The organism is Martinezella lusitana (genome assembly GCF_016901135.1).
GTDB lineage: Bacteria > Pseudomonadota > Alphaproteobacteria > Rhizobiales > Rhizobiaceae > Rhizobium > Rhizobium lusitanum_D.
The window spans coordinates 348,837-374,153 of sequence record NZ_JAFEVL010000003.1; the positions used below are offsets into that span (position 1 = coordinate 348,837).

24 protein-coding genes are annotated in these 25,317 nt (G+C 58.4%); 15 read left to right on the forward strand and 9 right to left on the reverse strand.

Annotated elements, in window-relative coordinates:
• The first annotated feature begins 127 nt into the window (after positions 1–127).
• The 6 genes from JTP94_RS02310 to JTP94_RS02335 all read left to right on the forward strand — a co-directional run bounded on the left by JTP94_RS02310 (position 128) and on the right by JTP94_RS02335 (position 7,046).
• Positions 128–1,243 (forward strand): mandelate racemase/muconate lactonizing enzyme family protein, encoded by a 1,116-nt coding sequence (locus tag JTP94_RS02310; protein ID WP_204848937.1) that lies wholly within the window; start codon positions 128–130, stop codon positions 1,241–1,243.
• A gap of 198 nt (positions 1,244–1,441) precedes the next feature.
• The gene (locus tag JTP94_RS02315) at positions 1,442–2,302 is read left to right on the forward strand and encodes a cyclase family protein (RefSeq protein WP_204848938.1); all 861 of its coding nucleotides are present in this window, start codon (positions 1,442–1,444) and stop codon (positions 2,300–2,302) included.
• Positions 2,303–2,554: 252 nt separating this feature from the next.
• Complete coding sequence (locus JTP94_RS02320) at positions 2,555–3,556, forward strand: ABC transporter permease (protein ID WP_204848939.1); 1,002 nt, start codon at positions 2,555–2,557, stop codon at positions 3,554–3,556.
• Positions 3,557–3,595: 39 nt separating this feature from the next.
• On the forward strand, positions 3,596–4,630 hold the full coding sequence (locus tag JTP94_RS02325) for a substrate-binding domain-containing protein (RefSeq protein WP_204848940.1): 1,035 nt from the start codon (positions 3,596–3,598) through the stop codon (positions 4,628–4,630).
• Positions 4,627–6,120, forward strand: coding sequence for a sugar ABC transporter ATP-binding protein (locus JTP94_RS02330; RefSeq protein ID WP_204848941.1), 1,494 nt, complete (start codon positions 4,627–4,629; stop codon positions 6,118–6,120). The genes JTP94_RS02325 and JTP94_RS02330 overlap by 4 nt, the downstream gene beginning before the upstream one ends.
• 155 nt (positions 6,121–6,275) lie before the next feature.
• On the forward strand, positions 6,276–7,046 hold the full coding sequence (locus JTP94_RS02335) for a FadR/GntR family transcriptional regulator (RefSeq protein ID WP_204848942.1): 771 nt from the start codon (positions 6,276–6,278) through the stop codon (positions 7,044–7,046).
• Between the two features lie 37 nt (positions 7,047–7,083).
• On the opposite strand, the gene JTP94_RS02340 is transcribed toward JTP94_RS02335, so the two are convergent.
• From JTP94_RS02340 to JTP94_RS02355, 4 genes are all read right to left on the reverse strand, one after another.
• The gene (locus JTP94_RS02340; protein ID WP_204848943.1) at positions 7,084–8,592 is read right to left on the reverse strand and encodes a sugar ABC transporter ATP-binding protein; all 1,509 of its coding nucleotides are present in this window, start codon (positions 8,590–8,592) and stop codon (positions 7,084–7,086) included.
• Position 8,593: 1 nt separating this feature from the next.
• Positions 8,594–9,550, reverse strand: coding sequence for an ABC transporter permease (locus JTP94_RS02345; RefSeq protein WP_204848944.1), 957 nt, complete (start codon positions 9,548–9,550; stop codon positions 8,594–8,596).
• Positions 9,547–10,560, reverse strand: coding sequence for an ABC transporter permease (locus JTP94_RS02350; protein WP_204848945.1), 1,014 nt, complete (start codon positions 10,558–10,560; stop codon positions 9,547–9,549). The genes JTP94_RS02345 and JTP94_RS02350 overlap by 4 nt, the downstream gene beginning before the upstream one ends.
• A 76-nt stretch (positions 10,561–10,636) precedes the next feature.
• A complete protein-coding gene (locus tag JTP94_RS02355; RefSeq protein ID WP_204848946.1) occupies positions 10,637–11,671 on the reverse strand; it encodes a sugar ABC transporter substrate-binding protein in 1,035 nt (344 codons plus the stop codon).
• A 163-nt stretch (positions 11,672–11,834) separates the two neighbouring features.
• Between JTP94_RS02355 and JTP94_RS02360 the strand changes: the two genes are divergently transcribed.
• The 5 genes from JTP94_RS02360 (at position 11,835) to JTP94_RS02380 (ending at position 17,111) form a co-directional block, all read left to right on the forward strand.
• Positions 11,835–12,791, forward strand: a complete 957-nt coding sequence (locus tag JTP94_RS02360) for an alpha/beta hydrolase (RefSeq protein WP_204848947.1) — start codon at positions 11,835–11,837, stop codon at positions 12,789–12,791.
• Between the two features lies 1 nt (position 12,792).
• The gene (locus JTP94_RS02365; protein ID WP_204848948.1) at positions 12,793–13,824 is read left to right on the forward strand and encodes a GntR family transcriptional regulator; all 1,032 of its coding nucleotides are present in this window, start codon (positions 12,793–12,795) and stop codon (positions 13,822–13,824) included.
• Between the two features lie 483 nt (positions 13,825–14,307).
• A complete protein-coding gene (locus JTP94_RS02370; RefSeq protein WP_204849030.1) occupies positions 14,308–15,342 on the forward strand; it encodes an ABC transporter substrate-binding protein in 1,035 nt (344 codons plus the stop codon).
• Positions 15,343–15,451: 109 nt separating this feature from the next.
• Positions 15,452–16,309 (forward strand): proline/glycine betaine ABC transporter permease, encoded by an 858-nt coding sequence (locus tag JTP94_RS02375; protein WP_204848949.1) that lies wholly within the window; start codon positions 15,452–15,454, stop codon positions 16,307–16,309.
• Complete coding sequence (locus JTP94_RS02380) at positions 16,302–17,111, forward strand: betaine/proline/choline family ABC transporter ATP-binding protein (RefSeq protein ID WP_204848950.1); 810 nt, start codon at positions 16,302–16,304, stop codon at positions 17,109–17,111. Before JTP94_RS02375 ends, JTP94_RS02380 begins: the two co-directional genes overlap by 8 nt.
• 28 nt (positions 17,112–17,139) lie before the next feature.
• Here the strand turns inward: JTP94_RS02380 and JTP94_RS02385 are convergent, their stop codons facing one another.
• On the reverse strand, positions 17,140–17,973 hold the full coding sequence (locus JTP94_RS02385; RefSeq protein WP_204848951.1) for a helix-turn-helix domain-containing protein: 834 nt from the start codon (positions 17,971–17,973) through the stop codon (positions 17,140–17,142).
• Positions 17,974–18,212: 239 nt separating this feature from the next.
• Between JTP94_RS02385 and JTP94_RS02390 the strand changes: the two genes are divergently transcribed.
• Together JTP94_RS02390 and JTP94_RS02395 are read left to right on the forward strand one after the other, a co-directional pair.
• Entirely contained in the window at positions 18,213–19,121 is a 909-nt protein-coding gene (locus JTP94_RS02390) for a fatty acid desaturase (protein WP_281434776.1), read from the forward strand.
• On the forward strand, positions 19,121–19,894 hold the full coding sequence (locus JTP94_RS02395; protein WP_204848953.1) for a phosphate/phosphite/phosphonate ABC transporter substrate-binding protein: 774 nt from the start codon (positions 19,121–19,123) through the stop codon (positions 19,892–19,894). Before JTP94_RS02390 ends, JTP94_RS02395 begins: the two co-directional genes overlap by 1 nt.
• Positions 19,895–19,998: 104 nt before the next feature.
• Here the strand turns inward: JTP94_RS02395 and JTP94_RS02400 are convergent, their stop codons facing one another.
• From JTP94_RS02400 to JTP94_RS02415, 4 genes are all read right to left on the reverse strand, one after another.
• Positions 19,999–20,988, reverse strand: a complete 990-nt coding sequence (locus JTP94_RS02400; protein ID WP_204848954.1) for an NAD(P)-dependent oxidoreductase — start codon at positions 20,986–20,988, stop codon at positions 19,999–20,001.
• A 14-nt stretch (positions 20,989–21,002) separates the two neighbouring features.
• Positions 21,003–22,214 carry a glycosyltransferase family 4 protein gene (locus JTP94_RS02405; RefSeq protein ID WP_204848955.1) on the reverse strand — a complete coding sequence of 404 codons (1,212 nt, stop codon included), beginning with the start codon at positions 22,212–22,214 and terminating at the stop codon, positions 21,003–21,005.
• 472 nt (positions 22,215–22,686) lie between these two features.
• Positions 22,687–23,025, reverse strand: coding sequence for a hypothetical protein (locus JTP94_RS02410; RefSeq protein WP_204848956.1), 339 nt, complete (start codon positions 23,023–23,025; stop codon positions 22,687–22,689).
• Between the two features lie 263 nt (positions 23,026–23,288).
• Positions 23,289–23,813: a hypothetical protein gene (locus JTP94_RS02415; protein WP_409456580.1), complete on the reverse strand. Its 525-nt coding sequence runs from the start codon at positions 23,811–23,813 to the stop codon at positions 23,289–23,291.
• A gap of 132 nt (positions 23,814–23,945) precedes the next feature.
• On the opposite strand from JTP94_RS02415, the gene JTP94_RS02420 reads away from it, so the two are divergent.
• Entirely contained in the window at positions 23,946–24,152 is a 207-nt protein-coding gene (locus JTP94_RS02420; protein ID WP_204848958.1) for a hypothetical protein, read from the forward strand.
• A 626-nt stretch (positions 24,153–24,778) separates the two neighbouring features.
• The gene (locus JTP94_RS02425; RefSeq protein WP_204849031.1) at positions 24,779–25,264 is read left to right on the forward strand and encodes a ProQ/FINO family protein; all 486 of its coding nucleotides are present in this window, start codon (positions 24,779–24,781) and stop codon (positions 25,262–25,264) included.
• The last annotated feature ends 53 nt before the right edge of the window (positions 25,265–25,317 follow it).

Here is a 25,317-nt window from a genome sequence, read left to right on the forward strand (position 1 = left end):
AATCTACTGTAGCGTGGACTAATGGTCTTGTGGCTGGACCAATTTCAACGACACGTGCCTGACCCTCAGCCGGGCTGTCGGCGGTCAGCGGAAGCATCGTTCACAGTCTTCGAGCTATGGAATCGTTATGAAAATCAAATCTATAGAGCCGTTCATCCTGCACGCTCCGATCAATCTGGGCTCCATCTCGGATTCAACCCATACCATCAGCCATTGGGGCATCGTCGGTGTAAAACTGGTTACGGAAGACGGCCTGGCGGGCTACGGCTTTACCGGCACGCATGCTCACCTCGCCTCCGACAGACTGATCACCTCCTGCATTTCCGGGTGCTATGCACCCTTGCTTTTGGGCGAGGACGCCGCCGATGGTGACCGGCTTTGGCTGAAACTCGCGCGCTACCCGGCAATACAATGGGTTGGTCGTGCCGGCGTCACGCATATTGCTCTTGCGGCCATCGACATCGCGCTGTGGGACCTGCGCGCGAAGAAGGCTGGCCTGCCCCTATGGAAACTGCTCGGCGGCGCGACGGTGGACAAGCTCGAAGCTTACAACACCGATATCGGCTGGCTTTCGATGTCCAAGGACAAGCTGGTGGATGGATGCAAGCGCACGATCGAACATGATGGCTTTCGACGTCTCAAGATCAAGGTCGGACATGCCGATCCGATGATCGACATCGACCGCTTCGAGGCGGTGCGCCACGCGGTCGGCCCCAACGTCACCATTGCGGTGGATGCCAATGGCAAGTGGGACTTGCCCACTTGCCAGCGCTTTTGCGCACGGGCGGAGGCGCTGGATGTCTTCTGGTTCGAAGAGCCCATGTGGTATGACGATATCAGGTCGCACGCGGCCCTTGCACAGTCGACCTCGATCCCGATTGCCCTGGGCGAGCAGCTTTATACAGCCGAAGCCTTCAGCAGCTTCATTGATGCCGCCGCCGTCGAATTTGTTCAGCCGGATGTGACGCGGCTTGCCGGCATTACCGAATATATTCAGGTGGCGCACAACGCCCATTCGCACCGGCTGCCGGTCGTTGCCCATGTCGGCGACATGGGCCAGGTCCACGTCCATCTTTCATACTGGCACCCGGCGACGTCGATGCTCGAATACATTCCCTGGATCAAGGACTGCTTCGTCGAGCCCATCCGCGTCGAGGGAGGATTCTATGTTCGCCCCGAAGCTCCAGGCGCCGGCTGCACGCTGACGGAGCAGGCGATAGCCGATTACAGCAAAGCCTGCTGAGCAAGCGATCCGGGCCGGCCATCCCGCAGCGCGTCCACATCACGGAGCATGCGGCACGACCCGATTTCATGAAGGCGCGTATCCCGCCTTCAGCCGTCGTTTGAGGATAATGGAACTTGGTCAAACCGTTCGCCTACCTGGCACTCTCGACGCGACCGTCCTGTCGCTCGTCCAGTTATCGAACGAAAGGAGCGCGACATGACTAAACCACAGCATGAACCAGACCGTAGCGTCGATGCCATCGGAGCTTTGTCGAGGATTGGGCCGCAAACGGTGAAATCCGCTCTGGGACTTGCCGCGGCCGGCGAAATCTTCGATCTCGGCCTTCCGATCGATTCCACCATTCCGCACAATCCGGACTTCGTCCGCTTCTCGATGGCCATGACCCACACGCCGGAAGTGACCGGCGCAGCCTCCCCGTTCCAATATTGCCTGGAAGCAATTCATGGCCCGCTGCACATCAGCACGCATATCGATGCCTTCGTCCATATCCAGGACAAGGGCGAGATCTACGGCGGCCATACCGCAGCATCTTCGCGCGATGACCGTGGCTGGAAGCGTCACGGGATCGAAACGGTTCCACCGATCGTCGGGCGTGGCATCTTGCTCGACATTCCCGCATTGAAAGGCCTCGCACGATTGCCCGACCGCTACGAGGTGACGGTCGAGGATATACGCCAGGAACTCGACCGGACCGGGCTCGCCATCAGGAAGGGCGACATCGTTTTGGTGCGGACGGGCAAGATTCAGGACTTTGGAGACGAGGCCGCGTTTCAAGCAGCTGAACCGGGGGTTGGACGCGACGCGGCGATTTGGCTCTATGAAGCCGGCATGTCGGTATTATGCACCGATACGACCGGCACCGAGCCCCTGCCCTTCGCCGATCCAGCGAATACCACGCATGTCGCGATGCTGGTTCATCGCGGTGTCCATCTGATCGAGAACGTCTTTCTCGAAGACCTGTCCGCAAGGGGAGTTTTTGAGGGCCTGTTCGTGGCGTTGCCGATCAAGATCACCGGCGCGACCGGCTCGTGGATCCGCCCGATCCTCATTCGGTAACAGCGGCCTCGTGCTCGAAGGGCTGCTCTATCCGGCGAGTGATGAGGACCGGCCCTAACCGGTCCATCCTCCGTCGATGAACGTGCGCGTCGGCTTACTCATGTGGGTCTCCCTGTCATTGACTTGATTTCACCATGTGCACGCGTCGAACGCCAGCGTTTGACAAAGACAAGACGCGAACTTAAGAGTCAAATGGCTGGACCACTGAACCATTAGACCAAAATGAAGGGCCTGGGAGGAAACCGGGAAGACATGACGGATATGACGGATGTGAAGCATGACGGGGAAGGCCATCGATCTTGGCGACGGCTGAATTTCGACGAATTGGGAATCGTCTTGGCCCTGGCGCTGTTCGTGGTCATCGGCGCATGCACGAACCCCTATTTCCTGACCTTCACCAACCTCGCCGGGGTTCTGCAGAACATCACCTTCCTCGGTTTTTTGTGTATCGGCGTGGGACTGACCTTGATGGCCGGCGAGATTGATATCTCTGTCGGCTCGACATTCGGGCTCTGTGCGGTCGTGATGGCGTTGCTGGTGAAAAACGGATATCCGCTCGCCGCCGCCGTCGCGGCGACGTTGCTGGTCGGAGTTGCCTGCGGATTGATCAACGGCGCCGTGGCGCAAGCGATCAAGGTGCCGGCCGTTGTCGTCACGCTCGCCACACTTGGCATCTATCGCGCCATCGCCTTGGCACTTGCCAATGGCTCGCCGGTCGGTGGCCTGCCGGAGCTTCCGGTCTTCTTCGATTGGTTCGGCCAAGGCGCGGTGGCACAGATATCCTACATCACGATACTCTTCCTGATTGTCTCCATCATCAGCGAATTTGCCTTGCGATGGACGTCCTCCGGCTATCGCCTGCTCGCTATCGGCAGCAATCCGCGCGCCGCCTATCTGGTTGGCTTCAAGGTAGAGCGCACGCGCATTCTGGTGTTGACGTTTTCCGGACTGATGGCCGCCGTGTCGGGTATCTGTTCGGTCGCCTATCTTGATACGGCCGGACCGACGGCCGGAACGGGCTACGAGTTGAGCGTGCTTGCGGCGACCATCATCGGCGGCGTCAAGCTGACCGGTGGACGCGGATCGATCCTCGGCGTGCTTCTCGGCCTTTGCGTCATCGGCATCATCCAGAATCTTATCGTGTTGTGGGGTGTTTCGCCCAATTGGACGCAGGGCGTAGCCGGCTTGGTCTTGATCGCCGCCATGACGCTTACCTGGGCCACCAACAGAAAAGACACTTCACGCAACGCCTGAGGAGAGAGCAGGCGGAAATCTCAAAGAGGGAGTAGAGACATGACCAATTCCAAAAATTCAGGGATGCTCGGCCGCCGGCAGTTCGGCAAGCTCGTCGGCCTGACGGCCGCCGCTGGCGCAGCCGGAGCGTTTGCCGGCGCCGGCACGGCGCATGCGGCTGACGACTGGAAAGGCTGGGTGCAATCCTATCACAAGCAGCCGATCAAGATGGCCGTATCCTGCGCCGGGACCACCAACCCCTATTTTGCGCCGACAAAGGCAGGCGCCGAGGACGCTGCGGCACAGCTTGGCATCGACATGCTTTGGACCGGCGTGCCTGATGGCAACACCGTCAACCAGATCGCCCAGTTTCAGCAGCTTGCCAATACCGGCTATTCGGTCATCGTCGTGATCTCCTTCGAGCCGGACGCCTGGGTCGCACCCATCAAGAAAGCCATGCAACAGGGCGTGCTGGTGCTGACGGCCAATAACGACGCGCCCAGCAGCAGCCGCGAGCTCTATTTCGGACAGGATCTTGTCGGCGCAGCAGTCGTGCAGGGGCAATTGCTGGCCAAGCTGGCCGGAGGCAAGGGTAAGGTCGCGATGACCAACTGCGCTCCAGGCTCGCTCGGCCTGGATCAACGCATCCAGGGTGCGCGGCAGGGCGTCAAGCAAGGTGGCCTGGACGATGTCGGCGTCTACAACACCAATCCGGCTGACATGGCGAGCGAATTGGGCACGATGCAGGACATTTTGCGCGCCCATCCCGATCTGGCCGCCGTCATGCCGCTCTGCGGCCCCGACACGGCCGCTGCAGGGCTCGTGCGTAAAAATCAAGGGCACAAACTGCCAATCGTCGGCACCGACCTGTTGTACCAGACCTTGGAACTTATCCGCGACGGCCACATCGACGCGACAGTTGGTCAGCAACCCTATCTGCAGGGATACCTGCCCATCATGTACGGCTATCAGCGCACCGTGCTCGGGGCTCCCAAACTCACTCTACCGGGTGGCAACTACTACGTGGCCAACGAAATCGTCACCAAGGACAATGTCGCCGCGTATCTCGAGCGCGAGGCCCGGTTCCGCGGATGATCGGCGCTGACTCACCCCTTCTCGATGCGAGGAGCATTTCCAAGCGCTTCGCCGCCTTTCAGGCGCTCGACGACGTTTCGTTGAACGTACAGGCCGGCGAAGTTCATGGGCTGCTGGGCGCAAACGGCGCGGGCAAGTCGACATTGATCGGTGTGCTATCCGGGGCCCTACCCCCGGACAGCGGCAGTCTGACCGTCGCTGGTCTTCCCGTAGCGCTCGGCTCGCTGACAGCCTCCCGGCGTGCAGGTCTGATGGTTGTGCATCAGGAACTGATGCTGTTTCCGGACCGCTCCGTCGAGGAAAATATCTACGCAAGCGTTCTGCCGAAGGCGCCTTTCGCCTGGATCTCGGCGCGTCGGCGGCGTCGACAGGTGGATGAGGTCTTACAGCGGCTGAGCGCTCGGGTCGACCTGCGCGCCAGGGTCGGTGACCTGCCCTTGTCTCATCAACAACTGGTGGAGATCGGGCGGGCGCTTTGCGCAGGCGGGCGGGTCCTTATATTGGATGAGCCAACGTCTTCGCTATCCCAGCCGGAAGCTGCGGGGCTTTTCGAGGCCATTCGCGCGATCGTCGCCAATGATGCGGCCGTGATATTTGTTTCGCACCGGCTGGACGAAGTCCTTGCGCTGACCGACCGGATCACCGTGCTGAGAGATGGCCGTCTCGTCGGAAGCTGGCACACCCGTGACACCGACATCAGCTTCATTACGCACGCCATGGTCGGGCAACTCGCGGAGGAAAAGCCACGACCGTCACGGCGATCCGAAGAGCGAACGGCGCTGGCATTTTCAGGCCCCCTGCCCGGCTTCGCAAAGATCGATTTCTCACTAAGCCCCGGAGAGGTCGTCGGCCTGGCCGGATTGGAGGGATCGGGTGTATCGCGAGCGCTGGAGGCCTTCGGCGGTATCATCCAAACCTCGGCTCGCATTGTCGTCGATGGCCGGCAGGTCACGTTCAAGAACCCGCTGCAGGCGATTGCGAGGGGTGTCGTCTACATGCCGCCGGATCGAAAGCTCGATGGTCTGTGGCTGGACAATAGCGTTGCAAACAACATTGCAGCCGCTGTCGTTGCCAGGATGCAGCCATTCAAGCTGCTCAGCAGATTGCGCCTGGAGCGGATCGCTGTCGAACGCTTGCAGCAGGTTGGAGTTCGCGGAAGCGCTCTTAGAAATGCTGTCGCCAGCCTCTCCGGAGGCAACCAGCAGCGCGTTCTGCTTGGGCGGTGCCTCGAGGCAAGACCTCAGGTGCTGTTGCTCAGCGACTTCACCCGTGGCGTCGATGTCAGCGCAAAGGCGGCAATTCATGGCTTGATCCGCTCTCTTGCCGACAAGGGTCTGGCGATTTGCGTCACGTCGTCCGATCTCGAAGAACTCTTGGGTATTGCCGACCGAATCGTCTGCATGCGCAATGGGATGATCGTCGCCGATCGGGCCAGCATCGAATTCGACAAGCGCAGCCTGCTGGAGGTGGTTTCCCGCGAGGCGGCGTGAGGCGTGGAGCGCCAAGCATCGGCCGCGGCCGACAATGAGACTGGCCGGCGAAACGGGCTTGGCTTGTTCTCGGGATTTGCTGTTATTACGATGTGAGCATATCAGCAAGACTCGCGCGTCCATCCGCGTGGGATCACAAGCTCTCGGGAGAGACGATGAAACGCACCGCCAAGCTGAGCGCCACCGACGCGGATCGGCCGACCGACACTCGGCTCCCCCAAATCGAATCCGTGCGGCTATACCGGCGGATCGCCGATCTGCTGACGACGCGCATCGATCAGGGCCTGTTTCCTGTCGGCAGTTTCCTGCCGGCCGAACGGGAGCTTGCCGAGCAATTGGGCGTCAGCAGAACCACGGTCCGCGAAGCATTGATCGCGCTGGAGATGGTCGGCCGCGTCTCGATCCGCCATGGCCACGGCGTTCAAGTGCTGGACGCATCGCAGCCGGGCTATAGCCCTCAGGTGTTGGAGGATGAAGAGCCGATCGTCGATATTGGGCCTATCCAGGTGATGGAAGCCCGTCGCTGGGTTGAACCGAAGACCGCGGAGATGGCCGCCATCAATCATACCGAAGAGCACCTCGAGCGCATGCGACAGGCGATGCAACTTCAGTCCCAGGCGCCCACCGCCAGGGCCGTTCAGTATCGCGATGGCGATCGAAAATTTCACATCGAAATTGCCCGTGCAAGCGGCAATCCAGCCTATCAGGTCCTGGTCTCGTCGCTTTGGGAATTCAGGGCAAAACCACTGTTTCGCCGGTTCGAAGAATTGCTCGTCGGGCCTGACCGACCGGTCAAGACAGCCAGGGAGCATCAGGCGATCTATGACGCCATCGCGAGGCGCGATGCCAAAGCGGCAAGCCGGCTGATGAGGGTTCATCTCGACGCCGTGTTGCGAGCCTTCATCGAAGGCGCGGACCCTTCGTAGCACCTGGTCTCACTTTATCGCGGGTGACCGGCAGGTCTCATGCCGGAGATTCAGCGGCATGAATGGCCGCGATGATGGCGACGCTTGCAACGTCATAGCGTCGGTCGTTGAGATGCTCATGGACGATCTTGAAGTCATGCATGATAAGAATGCGGTCCGCGAGGCCGATCATTTCGGGCATGTCGCTGGAGATCAGCAGGACCGACATACCATTGTCTGCCAAGCCGTTGAGAAGCTCGTGGATATAAGCTTTCGCTTTGATATCGATCCCGACCGTCGGCTCGTCGACGATGAGGAGGTCGACATCGGCGGCTAGCCATTTGGCAAGCGAAACCTTCTGCTGATTGCCGCCCGACAGATTGCCGACCAGTTGCTCGAGATTTGGCGTGCGGATTTCGAGGCGAGCGGCGAGCGGCGCGGCGACCTGCCGTTCGGCGCGTGCAGTCAGAAAGCCCAGGCGACCGGCGATCCGATCCCAAACCGTCATCGCCACATTCGTTCGAATTGAATGACCGAGCACGACGCCTTCATGCTTGCGGTCTTCGCTGACATAGCCGAGCCGGAACCGTTTGATCGCCTCTTCGACGGAGCGGATTTTGACCGATTTTCCATCGATCAGCACTTCGCCTGCCGTCAGTCGTTCCTTGCCCAAAAGGGCGCGGGCAAATTCGGTTCTGCCGGCGCCGACGAGACCGTAAATGCCGACGATCTCCCCGCGCTGGATCTTGAAGCTGATCCGCTCGTGGCCGGCAGCCGTGGAGACGTTACGCACCTCGAGTTTCGGCGTTCCGGCCTGTGGACGACCGGTGCGCGCAATTACCGGACGCTCCGCGCGCCCGATCATGGCTTCGATCAGCCTCTGTCTGGTCATGGTCGCCATCGGGGCGCCGGCAAGAGTTGTTTCGCCGTCACGCAGCACGGTTATGCGGTCGCAGAGCGCCAGCACCTCTTCAAGCTTATGGCTCACGAACAGGATCGCGGTGCCGCGGTCGCGCAATTGTCGTACCAAACGGAACAGCGTCTCGCTTTCGGCATCGGTGATCGACGCCGTCGGTTCATCGAGGAGCAGGACTTTCGCCTCGTGGCTCAGCGCCTTGGCAATTTCCACCATCTGCATCTGCGCCACGCTGAGCCGGCGCACTTCGATGGCTGGATCGACGTCCAGCCCGACCATCTTCAGATGCTTGCGCGCCTCCGCATATGCGGTCTTGACGTCGATCAGACCGTTCTTGACCGGCATGCCTTCAAGAAGGATGTTATCGGCGACGGAGAACCGCGGAATAAGGTTGCGCTCCTGATGAACGGCAGAAATTCCAAGGGCGATGGCATCACGTGGGGATGACAGGAAAAGCGGTTTGCCATCGAGCGCGACCGTCCCTTCATCCGGTCGGTAGACGCCGGTGATGATCTTGATCAGCGTCGACTTGCCGGCGCCGTTTTCACCCATGAGGGCATGCACCTCGCCGGGCACGAGCGAAAGCGAGGCGCCCTTCAATGCGCGGACGCCCGGAAACGACTTTTCGACATGATCCAGGATAAGCGGCATGTCAGTCTTCTCCCACCCGAACTGCCCGGTAGCGATTGATCCAGACCGCAATGAGGATCAAAGCCCCGAGCAGGAACGTCACCCAATAGGGATCGACGGCAAGCAGCACCATCGCATTCTGGATGAGACCGACCAGGAGCACGGCAATCACCGTGCCGGTGATCGAGATCGCGCCGCCCGCGAGACTCGCGCCGCCAATGATCGGTGCGGCGAAAGAAATGACCAACCAGTCCGCGCCGATCGTCGGCTGCGCCGACCCGAGTTGCGCCACGGCGAGCACGCCCGCCGCCGCAGCCAGGAGGCCGGAGAGCGTATGGGCGAACATGATCGCCCGACTTACAGAAATTCCCGACAATTCGGCGGCGTGGCTATTGCCTCCGACTGCGAGCAGATAGCGGCCTTGTACGGTCCTTGCAAAAAAGATCACCAGCAGCACCGTCACAATGATCGGAACGATGAGCAGCAGCGGGAAAAGGCCCAGCCGCCCATTGCCGAATGCGACGAAATCCGCTGGCAAATTGTAGAAGGGAACCGCTTGAGTGATGCCGAGATTGATACCGGTAAAAGCGGAGGCTGTCGCAAGCGTCACAATGAAACCATTGATGCCGGTGCGGACTGTCAGCCAGCCGTTCAGGCAACCTGCGGCGGCTCCGACGCCAAGTGCTGCCAAAACCGCGGGCACGGTTGGCCAACCCCAGGCTTCCATGAGGCCGCCAGTGACGATCGCGATAAGCCCGCCGAGCGCCCCGACGGAAAGATTGAGCTGCCCCACTCCCAACATCACCATTTGGCTGAAGGCGACGAGAAGCGACACGCAGATGCTGCGCAGCAGGACGAACCAATTAAACTCCGTCAGAAAAGCCGGCGCGCTTAACGAAAGCGCTGCGATACCAATGAGAACGGCTGCAAAAATGCCGGACCACTGGGTTCGGACAGCCAGGGACAGGAACCGATTCATGCGTGCCTCGTCTGTTGGCGCAGGGCAAGGGCTGCACGGTAGCGTTCAAGGAGAATGGCGCCGAGCAGGAAGATGCCCAGGAACAGCTGCAACCAGAAGCCCCCGATCTGCAGAACGAGCAGGCCACTGCGGATCGTCGCGACAAGAAGCGCGCCAAGAACGGTGCCAACCACCGACACCATGCCCCCGGAAAGAGCAGTGCCACCGATAACGGGTGCCAGGAACGACGGAAGCAACCAGTCGTCGCCGGCAACGGACGGCATCGCCGCAGCCAGGCGCGCGGTCAGCATCAAGCCCGCGCAGGCTGCCAGGACGCCTGAGAGGACGTGTACGCGAATGATGACACGGCTGACCGCAATTCCCGACATTTCGGCAGCGCGCGCACTGGCGCCGACGGCCAGGATCTGCCGACCGAAGGTCGTGTGGGTAAAGAGAAAATAGAGGAGCGCGCCGATGGCGAGCGCGACAAATACAAGCGCGGGGACAGGCCCGAAACTGGTTCGCCCAAAAAGGCCAAGTGCGGGGGGCAGGCCATTGAGCGGTACGCCCTTGGTCAAAATCAGCATGCCGCCTGAAAACAGGCTTGCGCTTGCCAGCGTTACCACAAAGCTGTTCACGCCGGTGCGCGCGATTGCAAAGCCGTTGAGCCAACCAAGAGCACCACCGGCCGCCAGCGTCAAGATGATCGCGATGGGCAAGGGCAGTCCAATGACCTGCAGCAAATATCCGCTCACCATCACGGTGCAGACACCGATTGCGCCCACGGACAAGTTCATCCCCCCGGTCGCGAGAACCACCATTTGGGCGAAACCGACAACAACGTCGACCGCAACGGAGCGGAAGAGCGAATTCAGGTTGAACCGCGACAAGAACCCGGCGGAAAGGCTGGAGAAAAAGATCCACATCACAATGAGGATCAGGAGAAGGCCGAGCTGGGTCGATCCACGCATGAGAATGCTGAGGGGACGCGCGCTCTTTGGTTGGCCCGTGGCGACTTCTGGCGTGGACATCCTGCTTCTGTCTCTGTTTTGATCCGGGGTCGAATAAGCGTGCGATCCCGCGGCAGGAATCGCACGCCTCTTTCAGTCATTTGCAGGAGAGATACGTGTCCTTGAAGGACGCCTGCATCTTGTGGCTCAGCGCCTTCAGGTCATCCTTGTAGGTATCGACATTGGCAGACGAGACGAAAACGGTGCCCGAATCGATGAAATGCGCAGTCTGCGGCGTCTTGATCCACGGAGCGTCCGGTTTGGCTGCGCATCCGCTGGCAAGCAAGTCGAGAGCATAGGTGCCGATATAGGCTTGGCCATAGGGGTTCTGGCCAACCGTCCCTGACACGAAACCATCGCGAATCCCGTCCAACACGATTTTGTCGTCGTCGATACCGACCATCTTGATCCGCTTGTCTCCGAGGTTTCGCAGCGCCTTTGCGGTGACGACGGATGAGATGTAGGCCGTTGTGATGATGCCGCCGATTTGATCCTTCTTGGAGGCAAGGAGCGCATTGACCTTCTGGTCGCCCTTCTCCTGGTCATCGGTATCGCCGACGGTCTGCAACAGCGTCACCGCGCCGTTCGTTTCGGCAACGGCCTTTTCAACCGCTTGCTCACGCAGCGTCGTGTTCGGATCGACAAGAAGACCGGCAAGATGAACGATGGCACCCTTGCCGCCCATGGCCTGAATGAGCGATTTCGTGCCGACATAGGCAGCCTGATAGACATCGGTCGAGAAGCAGAAAGCCGTGTCTGTCGGATCCTGGGCGCAGCCGGCGATTGCTATCGCCGGAATGTTGTTGCTCTTGAACTCGGAGATCGTCGAATTGATGCCGACCGGATCGCCGGGGAAGAAGCCGAAAGCATTGATACCCTGCGCGGCAAGGCTTTCCAGAAGTTCGGTCTGCGCCTGCAATTTCCACTCGGACGGAACCTTATACTCCGCCGAACCGATGCCGAAGTCCTTGACGGCGTCCTTCTCGGCCTGTTCCCAGGCGCCGAAATAAGGATGCGGACCGCCCGGTACCAAGGCGATCTTGTTGCTTGACGCAAAACCTGCCGCCGGCGCAAGCGCGACAGAACAGGCGAGGCCGACGGCGAAGACGCCGCGGACGTTGCGGATACTCATGAAATTTCCTCCCGTATAGGCCGGCTGCATTCCTCTAATACAGCGCGCCATGGCTATCGGTAGCATAATGGTATAATGCATGCAATGTTCATTCATTGACTTTTTGCGGCTCACGCTTTACCAGAACCACTCGGGGTGGCGATGGGCCTATTGGGAGGAACCTATGGCAGAGTATGGCGGGCCAGCGGATCGGTCGCGACTGCGAGCCGAATTGCGCCGCATGCTGGAGAAGGAGGACGCATCGGGCGATCCGCGAACCGAAAGCCTGTCACCGGACCAGGCACGTATTGCCGCCGAGGCGTGGCTCACTGCTGCTTGGGGCGACAAGGACGCCGTCGATGCGGTGGAGGATCTCGTCATCACCGACCGGGCCGGCGATCTTCGAGCCCGTCTCTACCGATCAGACGACAATGCCGGCACCGTCCTTTTCTTCCATGGCGGCGGTTGGGTGCTTGGCAGCCTAGATACGCATGACGGGCCCTTACGCTCGCTCGTAAAATCGGCCAGAGCGAATATCCTGTCGGTCGAATATCGCAAGGCACCGGAAGCCCCCTATCCGGCCGCTCTGCAAGATGCCGAACGCGCATTGCAGTGGCTTCGCGCGATCGGGCCATCGAAGGGATTGAGCGCTGAGAGGATCATCGTTGCCGGCGACAGTGCCGGCGCCACCATTTCGGCGGTTCTTTCGATCCGCGCGCGTCCGTTGAATATTGCGCTCGATGGCCAAGTTCTTGTCTATCCTGCCACTGATCTGACCGGCGACACCGCCAGCCGCGATCAATTTGCCAGCGGCTTTTTCCTCGACCGGACAACCATGGACTGGTACATCGCGCACTATCTGTCGGCTGGCGCCACGCCTGACGATCCCGGTGTGTCGCCCCTATTGACAGAAGATCTGTCCGGCCTGCCGCCAACGCTGCTCGTCACCGCCGATCATGATCCGCTACGCGACGAGGGTCGCGCCTATGCACAGCGTTTGATCGCGGCTGGGAACGACGTCTGCTATGTCGAATGGCGCGGCGTGACCCACGGCTTCTTCAATATGGGTGCAACGACCCCGGAAGCGCGCCGGCTGATTGCGCGCATCGGCGCCTGGGTAAACCAGATTTGGCGGACCTAGGATGAGCGTGACCAGACCGACGGCAAAGGACGCCTCGTCCGCAGGTGGCCGCGGTGAACCTGCCTATCTGGCGATCCATGCCGTTCTTCGCGACCACATTCAACGTAACGTGCTCCGCGCCGGACTGGTTCTGGGAGAGGCCAGCGTGGCGCGCGCCTTCAACGTCAGCCGCGTGCCCGCGCGCGTTGCTTTGACGAGATTGCTTCGGGAAGGCCTGATCAAGCCGCTGGAAGGCAGGGGATTCATCGTGCCCGGAGGCGACCCTTTGCGCATCGAGCTGGCCGAGGGCGGTCTCATCCTGTCAGCGGAGGCGGCGGTGCGCCCGATCAACCGCCGTGAGCAAATCTATCCCGAGGTCGAACACGCCGTGGCGACCTGCCTCGCCTATGGCCGCTTTCTTCTGAATGAAACGGCGCTTGCCCAGCACTATAATGTTAGCCGAACCGTTGCGCATGAAGTGCTGACCCAGCTGCAACGGGCTGGAGTCGTGGAGCAGGACAGCAACAGTCGCTGGTATGCCGGGCCATTGTCCGCAGCCGAATTCAAATATCACTACGAGATGCGCATTTTTCTGGAGCCGCAGGCCCTGCGGCAGGCGGCACCATACCTAGAGCGCCAGGAGCTGCGTCGAAAGCTGGGTCGGATCCGGTCGGCCTCAAAAGGGGCAATTCGCCCTATCGAACTGGAGGAACTCGAGACTGATCTCCACATCCGGACCCTGGAATTTTGCCCGAACACGATCCTGTTGAACGCGCTGCGCCGCAGCCAACGCGTCTTGATCGCGACGCACTCGACGTTCGCAGACTATCGCAACCCACAGGACGTTGCGCTGATGATATCGGAGCATATTCAGATCTATGAAGCACTCTGTGTGGAAGATGTCGAGCTGGCGGTAGCGATACTGGCGACGCATTTGTCGCGTTCTCTGGAGGTCAACCTGGGCATGCTGCGCCGCCTGTCACCTCTGCCGAAAGACCTTTGCCCTGCTTATCTCATCCCGGTTGCGGCGACGCGGGACCGTGGCCCGACATGAGGCTTTCGGGACAATGCGTATCGACAAACGCCAGCTCGCATTGAGGCCCTGTCCGAAGCAGGTCGCGCAACAAAGGCTGGAATCGCCCGCTCGACATCGGTCGGATTGAAACGTCGACACGTCGCAAAAGGCCTCCAAATCAAAGCCTCTATGAATCATCATCTCTTCGGTCACGAAACCCGTTTGCGAGTTGTGGCCCAGGATCCAAGAGCGATAGGCACCATACGATGTGGGTAAACATCTCAATGGTGACTATTCACACCAATGTTGGTTCTTGCTGCGCGATATCATCATTTTACAAAGATTATCGCGTTGCAACACTGCTTCCTCGAATGCGACCACAAATGAAAGTCCAAAGTTTTTAGGGGTATCTCCCCGAAAAGAACCGCCTTGGCGAGAGCCGTGAAGAGCTCACCGGCAGGATTTTGTGAAGCAATGTGGCGCGAACGTCATTTGATCCGGCGGCGCAAGAAAGGGGAAAAAATGAAAACAACGATAAAATACTCGCTAGCGGTCGCGAGCGTACTGTTGGGCATGTCTTTCGGACATGCAAACGCAGCCACTTATTGCGGCGGCGGAAAGACAGTTACCTTTGCTGGCATCGATTGGGAAAGCGGCGCCTTCATCACCGAGGTCATGAAGCAAATTCTTGAGAAGGGTTATGGCTGTAAGGTCGATTCCATCCCAGGAAATGGTCCGACCTTGGAGCAGGCTACAGCCAATAATGAAGTTCAGATATTCGCAGAGGAATGGGTAGGGCGTTCGCAGGTCTTCGACAAGGCTGCTGCAGCCGGCACGGTGATGGCGGTGGGCAAGACATTTGTCGGCGCGAGCGAAGGTTGGTTCGTTCCCGAATACGTCGTCAAGGGAGACCCCGCACGCGGCATCAAGCCGACGGCACCCGATCTTAAAAGCATCCAGCAGCTCTCTGACCCCAAATATGTTGCACTCTTTGCAGACCCGGAAGAGCCCGGAAAGGGGCGATTCCTCAACTGCCCCTCGGGTTGGGGCTGTGAAGGCAAGAACACTGCGAGGATTGACGCTTACAAACTGGGCGCCTCCTACGTCAATTTCCGACCTGGCACAGGTACCGCGCTCGACGCGGCGATCAGCTCTGCCTATCTGCAGGGGCAACCTTTGTTGTTCTACTACTGGTCTCCAACTGCGCTCATGGGCAAATTCAAGTTCGTTCAGCTTGAGGAACCAGCTTACAACCAGGCTTGCTGGAAAGAGATCGCTGATCCGAACGGCAAACGCGACGAAGGTTGCTCGTTCCCCGGCGCGAATGTTTCTTACGGCGTGAATTCGGAGTTTGCGAAAGCAGCGCCTGAGGTAATTTCCATCCTCGAAAAAGCGACGTTCCCGCTTGATGATTTGAACGCCAGCCTTGCGTTCATGGCAGACAAGAAGGTCGACGCCAGTGCGGCTGCCGCAGAGTTCCTTAAGACCAAATCTGCCATTTGGGGTCCGTGGGTTACAGTCGAGGCCAAGGCAAAGATCGACGCAACCCTCAACTAGGGGATGCCAGTCGATCAGCGACCCCGACCAGGATTGCCCATATCTATAATATTGTAGACCGATACTCGCTGAAAGGCGCGTGTCGGTCTACATAAATGGACAGCACGCAATGTTTCCTGAAGCCCTTCGATTCTCAATTCGTATGCCGATCAATGACGCCATCCAAGACCTGGTGGTGAACTACGGCTCCATTTTCAAGAGCATCTCCGGTGTCATCCTGCAGACCCTCCTTGCCGTTGAATGGCTTTTCCGAGGATTGCCGTGGTGGATCATCATTCCCGCATTCATGATATTAGCGTGGCGCAGCTCCCGGACAATTTCTTTCAGCATAGTCGTGGGCGTTCTACTTTTTGTTGTGGGGATGCTGGGCCTCTGGGATTTGACGATGCAGACGCTGTCGCTCATGGTGATTGCGTCGATCGCATCGATGATTATCGGTATTCCAATCGGTATTTTGATTGCCAAGTCCAGATTGGTGCGCAGCGTCACCCTTCCCGTCCTGGACGTCATGCAGACAATGCCGAGTTTCGTATATCTCATTCCGGCGATGATGCTGTTTGGCTTAGGAAAGGTACCGGCGATCCTCGCAACGATCGTCTATGCGGTACCCCCATTGATACGCTTGACTGATCTCGGAATTAGGCAGGTCGACAAGGAGGTTGTGGAGGCTGCGATGGCTTTCGGCGGGAGCCCAGCCCAGATTTTACTGGGCGTACAGTTGCCTCTGGCAGGGCCGACGATCATGGCCGGGCTCAATCAAACAATTATGATGGCCCTCTCCATGGTGGTTGTCGCCTCGATGATCGGAGCACGCGGGCTTGGCGAGCAGGTGTTGAATGGCATTCAAACGCTGGATGTTGGCAAGGGTCTTGAGGGTGGCATTGGCATCGTGATCATAGCCATCGTGCTGGATCGCATCACTCAAGGCTTCGGCAAATTTCGAACAGACGAGACGAACCATGGGTGACATTAAGATCAGCAACGTCACCAAGATCTTCGGCAGCAATACCAAACGGGCCTTGGCCTTGCTGCAGCAAGGGTTCGACAAAACCGCAATTCTTGAACAGACGCAATGCCAGGTGGGTCTTAACAATATCAGCCTCGATATAGAAGCTGGCAAAATATTTGTAGTCATGGGTTTGTCTGGATCCGGCAAGTCCACGCTCGTCCGACACGTAAATCGGCTGATTGAGCCGACAAGCGGCGCGATTTTGTTCGACAACGAGAATATTCTTGAGCTCGGCGCTCCGGCACTTCGACAGTTCCGCATGCATCGCGTAAGTATGGTTTTTCAGAGTTTTGGCCTGATGCCGCACAGGACGGTGCTTCAGAACATCGTCTATGGCCAACGCGTTAGGGGCATCTCAAAAAGTGCGGCGCGACCGATTGGTATGCGCTGGATCGAGGCTGTGGGATTGTCGGGCTACGAGAACAAATATCCGCAACAGCTTTCTGGTGGGATGAAGCAAAGAGTAGGTTTGGCGAGAGCACTTGCTGCCGATACCGACGTCATTTTGATGGATGAGGCATTCAGTGCACTCGACCCGCTCATTCGCGCCGATATGCAAGATCAACTTCTACAATTGCAGCAGGGCCTGGGAAAGACGATCATCTTCATCACCCACGATCTGGATGAAGCTATCCGCATTGGATCGAAGATCGCGATCTTGAAAGACGGGCAGCTCATCCAAGTCGGACCCCCCGCAGAAATCTTGGGGGCACCCGCGGACGATTATGTCGCTCGCTTTGTTAGCCGTCATGTCCGTTGAACGTTTGATCGACACTTGAAGCAGACGGCTATTCGACGCTCAATTGAGATACGAAACGGGAGGCTTCGTGGGGATTGATCGACGCAATTCGCACCAGGCGGTCGAAGTGCCGCTGCATCGACAAAACGGAGTCTGGCGCGTTGAGCACCAGATACATTTCTCCAAGGAAGATCGCCGCGCGAAGCTGGCCAAACACGGTGTATGGGATTGAGAAGCCTCGGCGTCCGTCAAAAAGAAACAGTCTAAGAGAAGGGTATAACTCGTCGAGCACCGTTGCCATCTGGTTCAATTGTTCAGTTCTTATGTCTTTCGACAGGCTTTTCCAGATCCCGTTTCCGCGGGCAAAATCCTCAAGCGTTTCGATTGGCATACAGATTTCCATATCCGTTCCCGGCTTACGATTGAAATCCAGGGGAAACGTCGTCCCGCTGAACTTCATTTCGTAGTTGTGGCGTATGAAATCTGTCTCGTAAGCAATGACCTGCTCAATTCGGACGATATCCGGTAGACGCTGGGGAACGTATCGAATCTTGCTGCCGGACGCCTCCGCATGCCACTTCGAGAGTAGCCCGCGCCCCTCGGCGTCACCCTCCTCAACTTCGAAGCTCGGCTTCATCTCCCCCGTAATTCCCTCGTCGTGACTAACGCCGACCAGCCAGTCGAGGGAAACGGCACATCGCTCGGCAATGTTAAGCAATGTCTCAACCCTTGGAAGACGGGTCGACTGACCGTCGAGCAACTGAGACATTGCTGATCGATCAATCCCAACGAGAGCTGCAAATGCGGACTGGCTTGTGCCGACACGTGCAAGAAGGATCTTCAATCGCTCTTGGAAGATGTGCGCAAGTTCTCGTTTGTCCACCGGGCCACCCGTCGTTTACTTTATACACCATTGTATAAATTTGGTGCACAAAATCAACAATTTATCGCAATCGTCGCGTTGAAACGTCCGATGCGGAGATGCGAAATATCGGGAGAAATTGATCAAGGAACGGTTCTTTGACCCGAAGCAACTCTCGTTCGAAACGGCGCAAATGGGCAGTCGAGTGGCCCACGTTTGGGTTGCTTATTTTCTGCTATGTCGCCTGGTTTGCTCTTGGCTTGCTGCTTTATCCGCTCGCGCCAATTTGTGTCATGTGCTTATTTCCGGTGCTGATCGTTCTTCATTCTTCGCTCCAGCACGAGGTGCTCCATGGACATCCGACACGGAGCCGACTGGTCAACGAGATGTTGGTTTTCTTTCCTCTCGGACTGTTTTTCCCCTATCGGCGCTACAAGGCCCGCCATCTGCAACACCACGACGACGAACGACTGACGGATCCCTACGATGATCCGGAGAGCTACTATACCGCCGCCCGATCCTGGGCTCAGCTGTCCGAAATCATGAAGATCTTGCTCGCATGGAACAATACCTTCATAGGTCGACTGACGATCGGTCCCGCGTTGTCGGTCGTTGGCTTCGCGATTTCGGAGAGCAAAAAGGTGGGGTCGGACGACAAAATCCGAACCGCCTGGATACTGCATATGCTCGGACTAGCTGGTGTGGTAGCGACAGTGCAGCATTTTTTCGGCATACCGATCTGGCTCTATTGCATTTCGGCCTACGTCGGACTTTCCGTGCTAAAGATCCGGTCCTATTGCGAGCATCAATGGTCGGAGACCCCGGAAGGACGTACGATTATCATCGAGAGAACGGTTCTTTCCCTGCTTTTTCTGAACAATAATCTTCATCTCGTCCACCACAAGCTACCCACGGTTCCGTGGTACAGGCTACCGGCCATCTACTCGGAACGGCGAGGCGAATGGCACGAAATGAATGGCTACTATGTCTTTCGGAACTATTCCGCCATTCTCAGGAAGTTCGCCTTCAGGGCAAAAGAGCCGGTGATCCATCCGGTCCTTCGACGAGACGCAGGGGATGGCGCGCAGCAGACGCGAATCCCGAATGCAAAATCTGTATTTCCAGACGCATCCTCGGACGAGCTGGATCTGTTTGGGAAGATCGATTGATGGCCTATATAGCGGCCTTGCCAATGTACGATTGGCCTGAACGCCAAGCTGAAGTCGACCAGGAATGGAAAAGGCTTCGCAAGGTCTTTCTGGAAAACGGCATCGACGCGCCAATCGCGCTGGCACGTAGTAACTCAGCGCTTCATGACGTGGAAAATGGCGCTCGACATGAACCGGGAGATTTTGATCTTTCGAGGCTTTGGAGACACCCCCAGCTCTTGTTCGCACAGACCTGTTGGGGGCCGATGAAGCTTGGATTGGAGCGTCAGGTCCGCGTGATTGGACAGCAAGACTTTTCCAACGTGGAAGGCGGGGACGGGGCGTATTATTCGAGCGCAATAGTGATGAGACGGCACGACGTGCGCGGTCTTCAAGTCGTTGCTCCGGCGGGCCGTGAGTCCGCGCTCAAACTATATCTGATCCGTGGACTGCGCTTCGGCTTTAACAGCACCGACTCCATGTCGGGATATCTGGCCCTGAAGAGGGATTTGGAAGCTCTCGGAGAAAGCATGTCGGTTTTCGATGCGTTGATCAAAACTGGCTCGCATCGGACATCCGTTCAGGCAGTCGCGTCGGGGCGGGTGGACGTGGCGTCAATCGATGCGCGATCTTGGCAACTAGCGCAGCTTTACGAACCGGCAGCCAATGCACTTTCAATCGTGGGTTGGACATCGAAGAGCATCGGCTTGCCCTTTATCTCAGCTTTCCCGCTCAACGAAAAGCTCTCCGGCAGCTTGGTTTCCGCGATGAATTTCCAGTCCCAATCAAGTTGATGCCAACAACATGCCGCTTGCGGTTGCAAGCGGGGCGCGGCCGGCCTGCGGATCGGTAGCGCGATCACCCTTCTGGACCCACGGAGACTGTCGTGAGGCCCCGTTCAGATGGCTAGCGCATATGGCGGCTGCTCTGCTCGCAGATTCTCCAGCGTCCGCGAAATCCCCTCTTCCAGACTGACCAGCGGCGTCAGTCCGTAGAAGCGTTGCAGGGCCGTATCACCGCAGCGGTAGAAAACACCTTCGGGATGGTTCGACCGGCCGGTGACGGCCGGCTGCCAGCCGATCTGCCGACTGATGGCCTCGGCCAATTCGATGAAGGACATAGCAATGCCGGTCGAGAGATTGAGGCTGGCGCCATCTGGAAGCAAGTCCTTCGTCTGCCAGATGAACTCGATGCAGTCGGAAATATGGATGAAATCACGGCATTGACGGCCTGAGCCCCAAACGAAAACCTCTGCCGCACCTTTTTCCGCAAGCAACCGGCGACAGATCGCCGGGAAAGGATAGGCGAGATCCTGACCCTCGCCGTAGCCGCTGAACGGTCTGTAGGCTATGGCCCGTTGGCCGTAGCGCTCAACATAGAGCTTCATCAAATATTCGCCGGTCAGTTTCGCCCAGCCATAGCTGAGGTCGGGCATGCCGACAGCGGTGTCGAAATTGATCACGTCCTCCGACAGCAGCCGATGATTTTCGACGGTCTGCAGCGACACTGGATAGGCCGCGCTGGAGCTGAAGAATACCACCGACCCCGGCTTGGCGCGTGACGCCCACTGCCATAGCTTCGCATCGACAGCCAGATCCTCGGCGACATCGAGCGCCCGCGTCTCCAGCGTCACGCGGCCACCGACCAGTGCGGCTAGATGGAAGACATAGTCAAAATGCTCCGGCGGGCGGGCAAAGAAAGTGCGACAATCCTCCTGGAGAAAGGTGAAGCGGGAGCGCGCAAAACACTGCCACAGATCAGCATGAAGCGCGCCCGTCCCCATGACCAGCGGATCGACGCAGACGACATCCAGCCCTTCTGCAAGAAGCCGCCGGATAAGATGTCGGCCAACGAAACCGCAGCCGCCCGTCACCAAAGCACGTGCCATTGTCCATCCCCCCACTAATGCGCAAGAAAATCGCTGCGCCCCATATAGATGTCCACCATTCGGCGCCCCCATTCCGCTCTGCTCGGCGCGATGCGTTGACCAAGGGCAAACGCACCCTCGCTCAGCCTTCGCATCAGCTGGTCGTCATCAGTCGCCGCCAATTTCTCGGCAAGCGAATCCGCATCGCCGCTCTCGAAGACCAGACCGGCGCCGTTGCTCTCGACTTCCGTCGCAATCAGTGCATTGCTGCTGACAATGACCGGGATGCCGGACATCAATGCTTCGGCCGCGACCAGACCGTAAGGCTCGGGCATGCGCGACGGCATGACGAAAACGCGCGCTTCGCCCGCGAGCCTCGCTACCTCTTCATCGCTCAGCCAGCCGGGTACGAAGCAATGCGGCAGCGCGTGCTGCATCTCCTCAAGCAACGGTCCGCGCCCGATGAGCGTCGCCGTCCTTCCCGTTTTGTTGAGCGCATCCGCCAGCGTCCGTACCCCCTTTTCCCAGCACATGCGGCCGAGAAAAACGGTGCGGTGGTTGCGCCACGCTTCTACCGGTCCTTGCGTCAATGGCTCCGTCGGCGTGCGCAGCGTCGTGAAATGCCGCAAAGGACCGGAGCGGAGATGCGCCTCCATGTTTTCATGCGCCAGCACGATGCCGATGCGACCCCAGAATTCTTCGCCGACACCCCGCTGGGTCAAGGCACGGCGGAAGCGCCAGAGCTTGTGGAAATAATTGCGCTTGTCGCAATTGGTCGTCAGACATGCGGCGGACAGCGGCTTGATATGGCAGACATCGCCGCTGTGGAAATTGATGAGGCCTCCATTCGGACAATTCAGGAAGAAATCATGCGCCGTGACGATGACTTTGGCCTTGTGCTTGGCAAGCGCATAGAAGATCGACGGCGACAGGATCTGCGACCAGCCGTGTACATGCACGACGGTCTCCTCCTGCGATTCCTGAAGCAACCCCTCCATCGCCTCGTAGGCGCGCCAGTTGTAGTTCTTCGCAAAGACATCGGTGAAAGTCGGACCTTCCCGAAGGGGACGCTCGCCAAGCGCAACTGTCCGGATGCCGGCGAACCGCGGCTTGAGGCCTTCGCCGTCATCGCCGACCAGTATGGCGCAAGTCAGACCCGCATCCCTGCTTGCCTCAAGACATTGCAACGCCACCTTGGTCGCGCCACCGCGAACGGTGGAAACATCATTGACGAGTATAAGACGCATAAGATTAGAAACTCGCCCCCTTGTGTCTTTTGGGCCGGACGAAAGAAATTGATCTCTTACGTCACACGCCTGACACACATAGAGCGGCCTAACGCAGCGGCATTTCAATTCATCCATTCGCACGAGGGCATCCTGCTTTCAGATTGAATCAACAGGATCCTATAGATTCAAAGGACTAGAACGCCTTTTGCGCGTGCATAGTATGGTCATTGCTCTAGGATAGGTTGATTAGAGCAATACGGAAAATAGCAGCATCGATTGACATCCGACGCGAGGCACCGGACGTAGGCGACCATGCCCTTGAGGCCAACTACGCACCGGCAGCCTATGTGATCCCCGACGGTCTCTGTCCGGACACATTGCGAACCGTCTTCGAAGCGATCCCGAAGAAGTAGATTGCTGGAATAGAACTTGCCGAGTTCGAGGCCTCGGGCGACGGCATCAAAGATGCCGCGTCATTGGCTGTTATCGTTCATACCGCATCGATCTTACCGGCAACCGGGTAGATCGGTTCTGGCACAGTCCTATCTTCGGCGGCGTGACCGGCCACGCAAGGATGCCGACCCGCGCCATTTTTCCGACCGGCGGTGGCGGTGTGGATCGATTTCATTGGGACGGAGCGTACCGAAAGATATTCCAGGCATCCGCTGCGCATCGGCCTCACCAAAGCATTCGGGCTTTGAGGAGGCTCCTCGCCGGCTCGGATTGGAGCCGCTGGGTCAAAATAGCGCTTCCACTTTCCAGCTGAGCGCTTCAATTGAAATCGGCAGGTGAAAGCGACATCCGACACCTCTTTACCCAAAATCCACATCGGGTTTTCCAGATACTCTCCGTATCAACCATATGAATTAAGCACAGAGTTTCCTGAAATTGAAATCAAACCACCTTTAGCTTCCGTCATCCATACAGTTCTCAAACGCGCCTATCACTATCGATAGGTACCAAGTGTCGGCACCTAGCCCCTAACAGGCCCTCCGATAGCAGAATGGATCGTGAGACCCCTGGAGTTCGCGTGCTGCAGACCGCTTCGCTGCAGGGGGCACAGCAGGCAGCCAACACGTCGCGACAGCAGGGTCAATTCGCCCGGAGTTTCTTCATGGCTTCGAGATCTTCGTGCGTTGCGAATTCACACGCAAGCAGGGTTTTGCCCGGAAAGGCCGCCGACTCGCGTGCTATGATCGACACGACCCCCATTTCCCTGGTGGGCTGATCAGCCTTCGCCAATATGCGCGCATACGACTTTGAAGCCGACCCCAGAAGACTGCCAAGATTATCCGATTTCAGATGATAGGTCTTGGCGAGGTCATCCGCCCGCAAGCCTTCGATCAGCACGCCGATGCTCGAACCGGCGAAAATGAGTTCATTTGTCTTGAAGCCCTGTTTGCCGAAGTCCGCGGACAATTTGTAAACGGCCGCCGTCAGGAGTGATGTATCGGCCTTGGCGAGTTTTCCGGCCTCATTGTACATTTCCGTTGCCGAAGTTGTCGTGTACGGCGGTTTGCAGAGCGCGGCATCAAAGAAGGCTGACTTATCGAACGCCAAGGCAGACGAACCGAGCGAGAGCGAGAAGGCGACGCCCAGGGACAAGAACGCTTTCATATTCAAGATGCTTCTCTCCAGAAGATAGATAAGCCAATTCGGCCTTTGGCTTTGCGGGTTGTGCCGCCCTCTGTATCGCAACAGCAGCCACGAGCCAAGGCGGGCCTTGCAAGGGCAAACTAGCCACGGCCGATGTCTTCACATTTTTCGACGGAGCCTGCCGTCACTTGCGATGCAAACCGGCTTACCGACATCCGCGAGCATGCGATTGGGCCAACATTCGCCGAGAAGCCGGCGGCGACGGAGTTCGTCAATTTGCGCGTCGAGCATTTCACCGACGCAGACCCCACGCCGGACAAGCTGCAGGATCGCACCTCCCCCGCGCCGCTCCCCGTTTGAGAATCAACTTCGGCGGCGGCAAGACGGGCTCGATCAAGGACAATAAAGCCAATCATACGGCTATCGCTGCCTGGATCGTCGCGAAAGCCTGTAACACCGGAAGAGCACGTCGCCGGACATACCCTGTTGAAACCATCCCCATCCAGATCGCCGTATCGGTCCGCCCCCCGGCGCGATAATGTGTGCTCTCCATCTCGCGACACATGAACCGAGCCCGATATTTATAGCGTGAGAAGCGCGGATGGATCATGGCTCGACGCGCCGTCAATGTCGGCGAGGCCCGTCAGTTCGGAAGGTGGGTTCGAAAGTACCTCGCTCGACATGTTTGGCGTCGGCAGATGGTGGGGTGCTCGGCGGGCGAGGGATCCGCGGCAAAACTCCGGCAGCTCGCGCGACTTTGGAAAGAAAGACGCGCCGCGTACACAATACCCTTCGCGGCTGGGCGCAAGCTATCCGCCAAACTATAAAAATCCTGTTAACGCAAAAGCTTGCAGCGCGCCCTGCGCTTCCATATATGGTCATTGGCTTTGCATGGCGGTCATGTTCGAAAACAAGCTTGTTGGCCGCCCCGTCAAAATCACTTCACAATCGATCCGTATTGGATTTCGATACAAAGGAGCGATTTCATGGAAGAACCCTGGACGATCAGTCGAGACCCGATTGTTGCAACGGAGCTCGACGTTAGAAAAGCAAATGCGATTAACACCCTCCTGGTCCGTCCGATCGATATCCTGCCGTCCAAGCCCGGCGAGATCATTCGTCCTTTTGCACTTGGCCTCTGGACCGAGATTCGTCCTCTTCTGAAGCCGGACACGCCGGTCATGGCGCTCCGTCGCGCCACGAGCGCATTTCTCCACTCCAAGCAATATTACTTTGCAAGCGCCCAACCCGATTCGATGCGCCACGATATCGACGGCAACCCGATCGAGCCACTGTCGCCGGAAGACAGGCTTGCCGCGAGGCAGCGCCTCACCGCGTTGAAACAGATGCCCGTCAAAGCAGCGGAACCTCAGGAGCAACCCGCTCCGCCGCCGCCAGCGTTGAGCAAATCGGAACTGATCCGCGCCGCGCTTCTTCGCAGTGGCAAGCGCTCCGATCGCTTGGTACGCTAGCGCGGATCACCATCCGCGCTGACACCATCAATCCCACCCTGAATTCCTTCGAT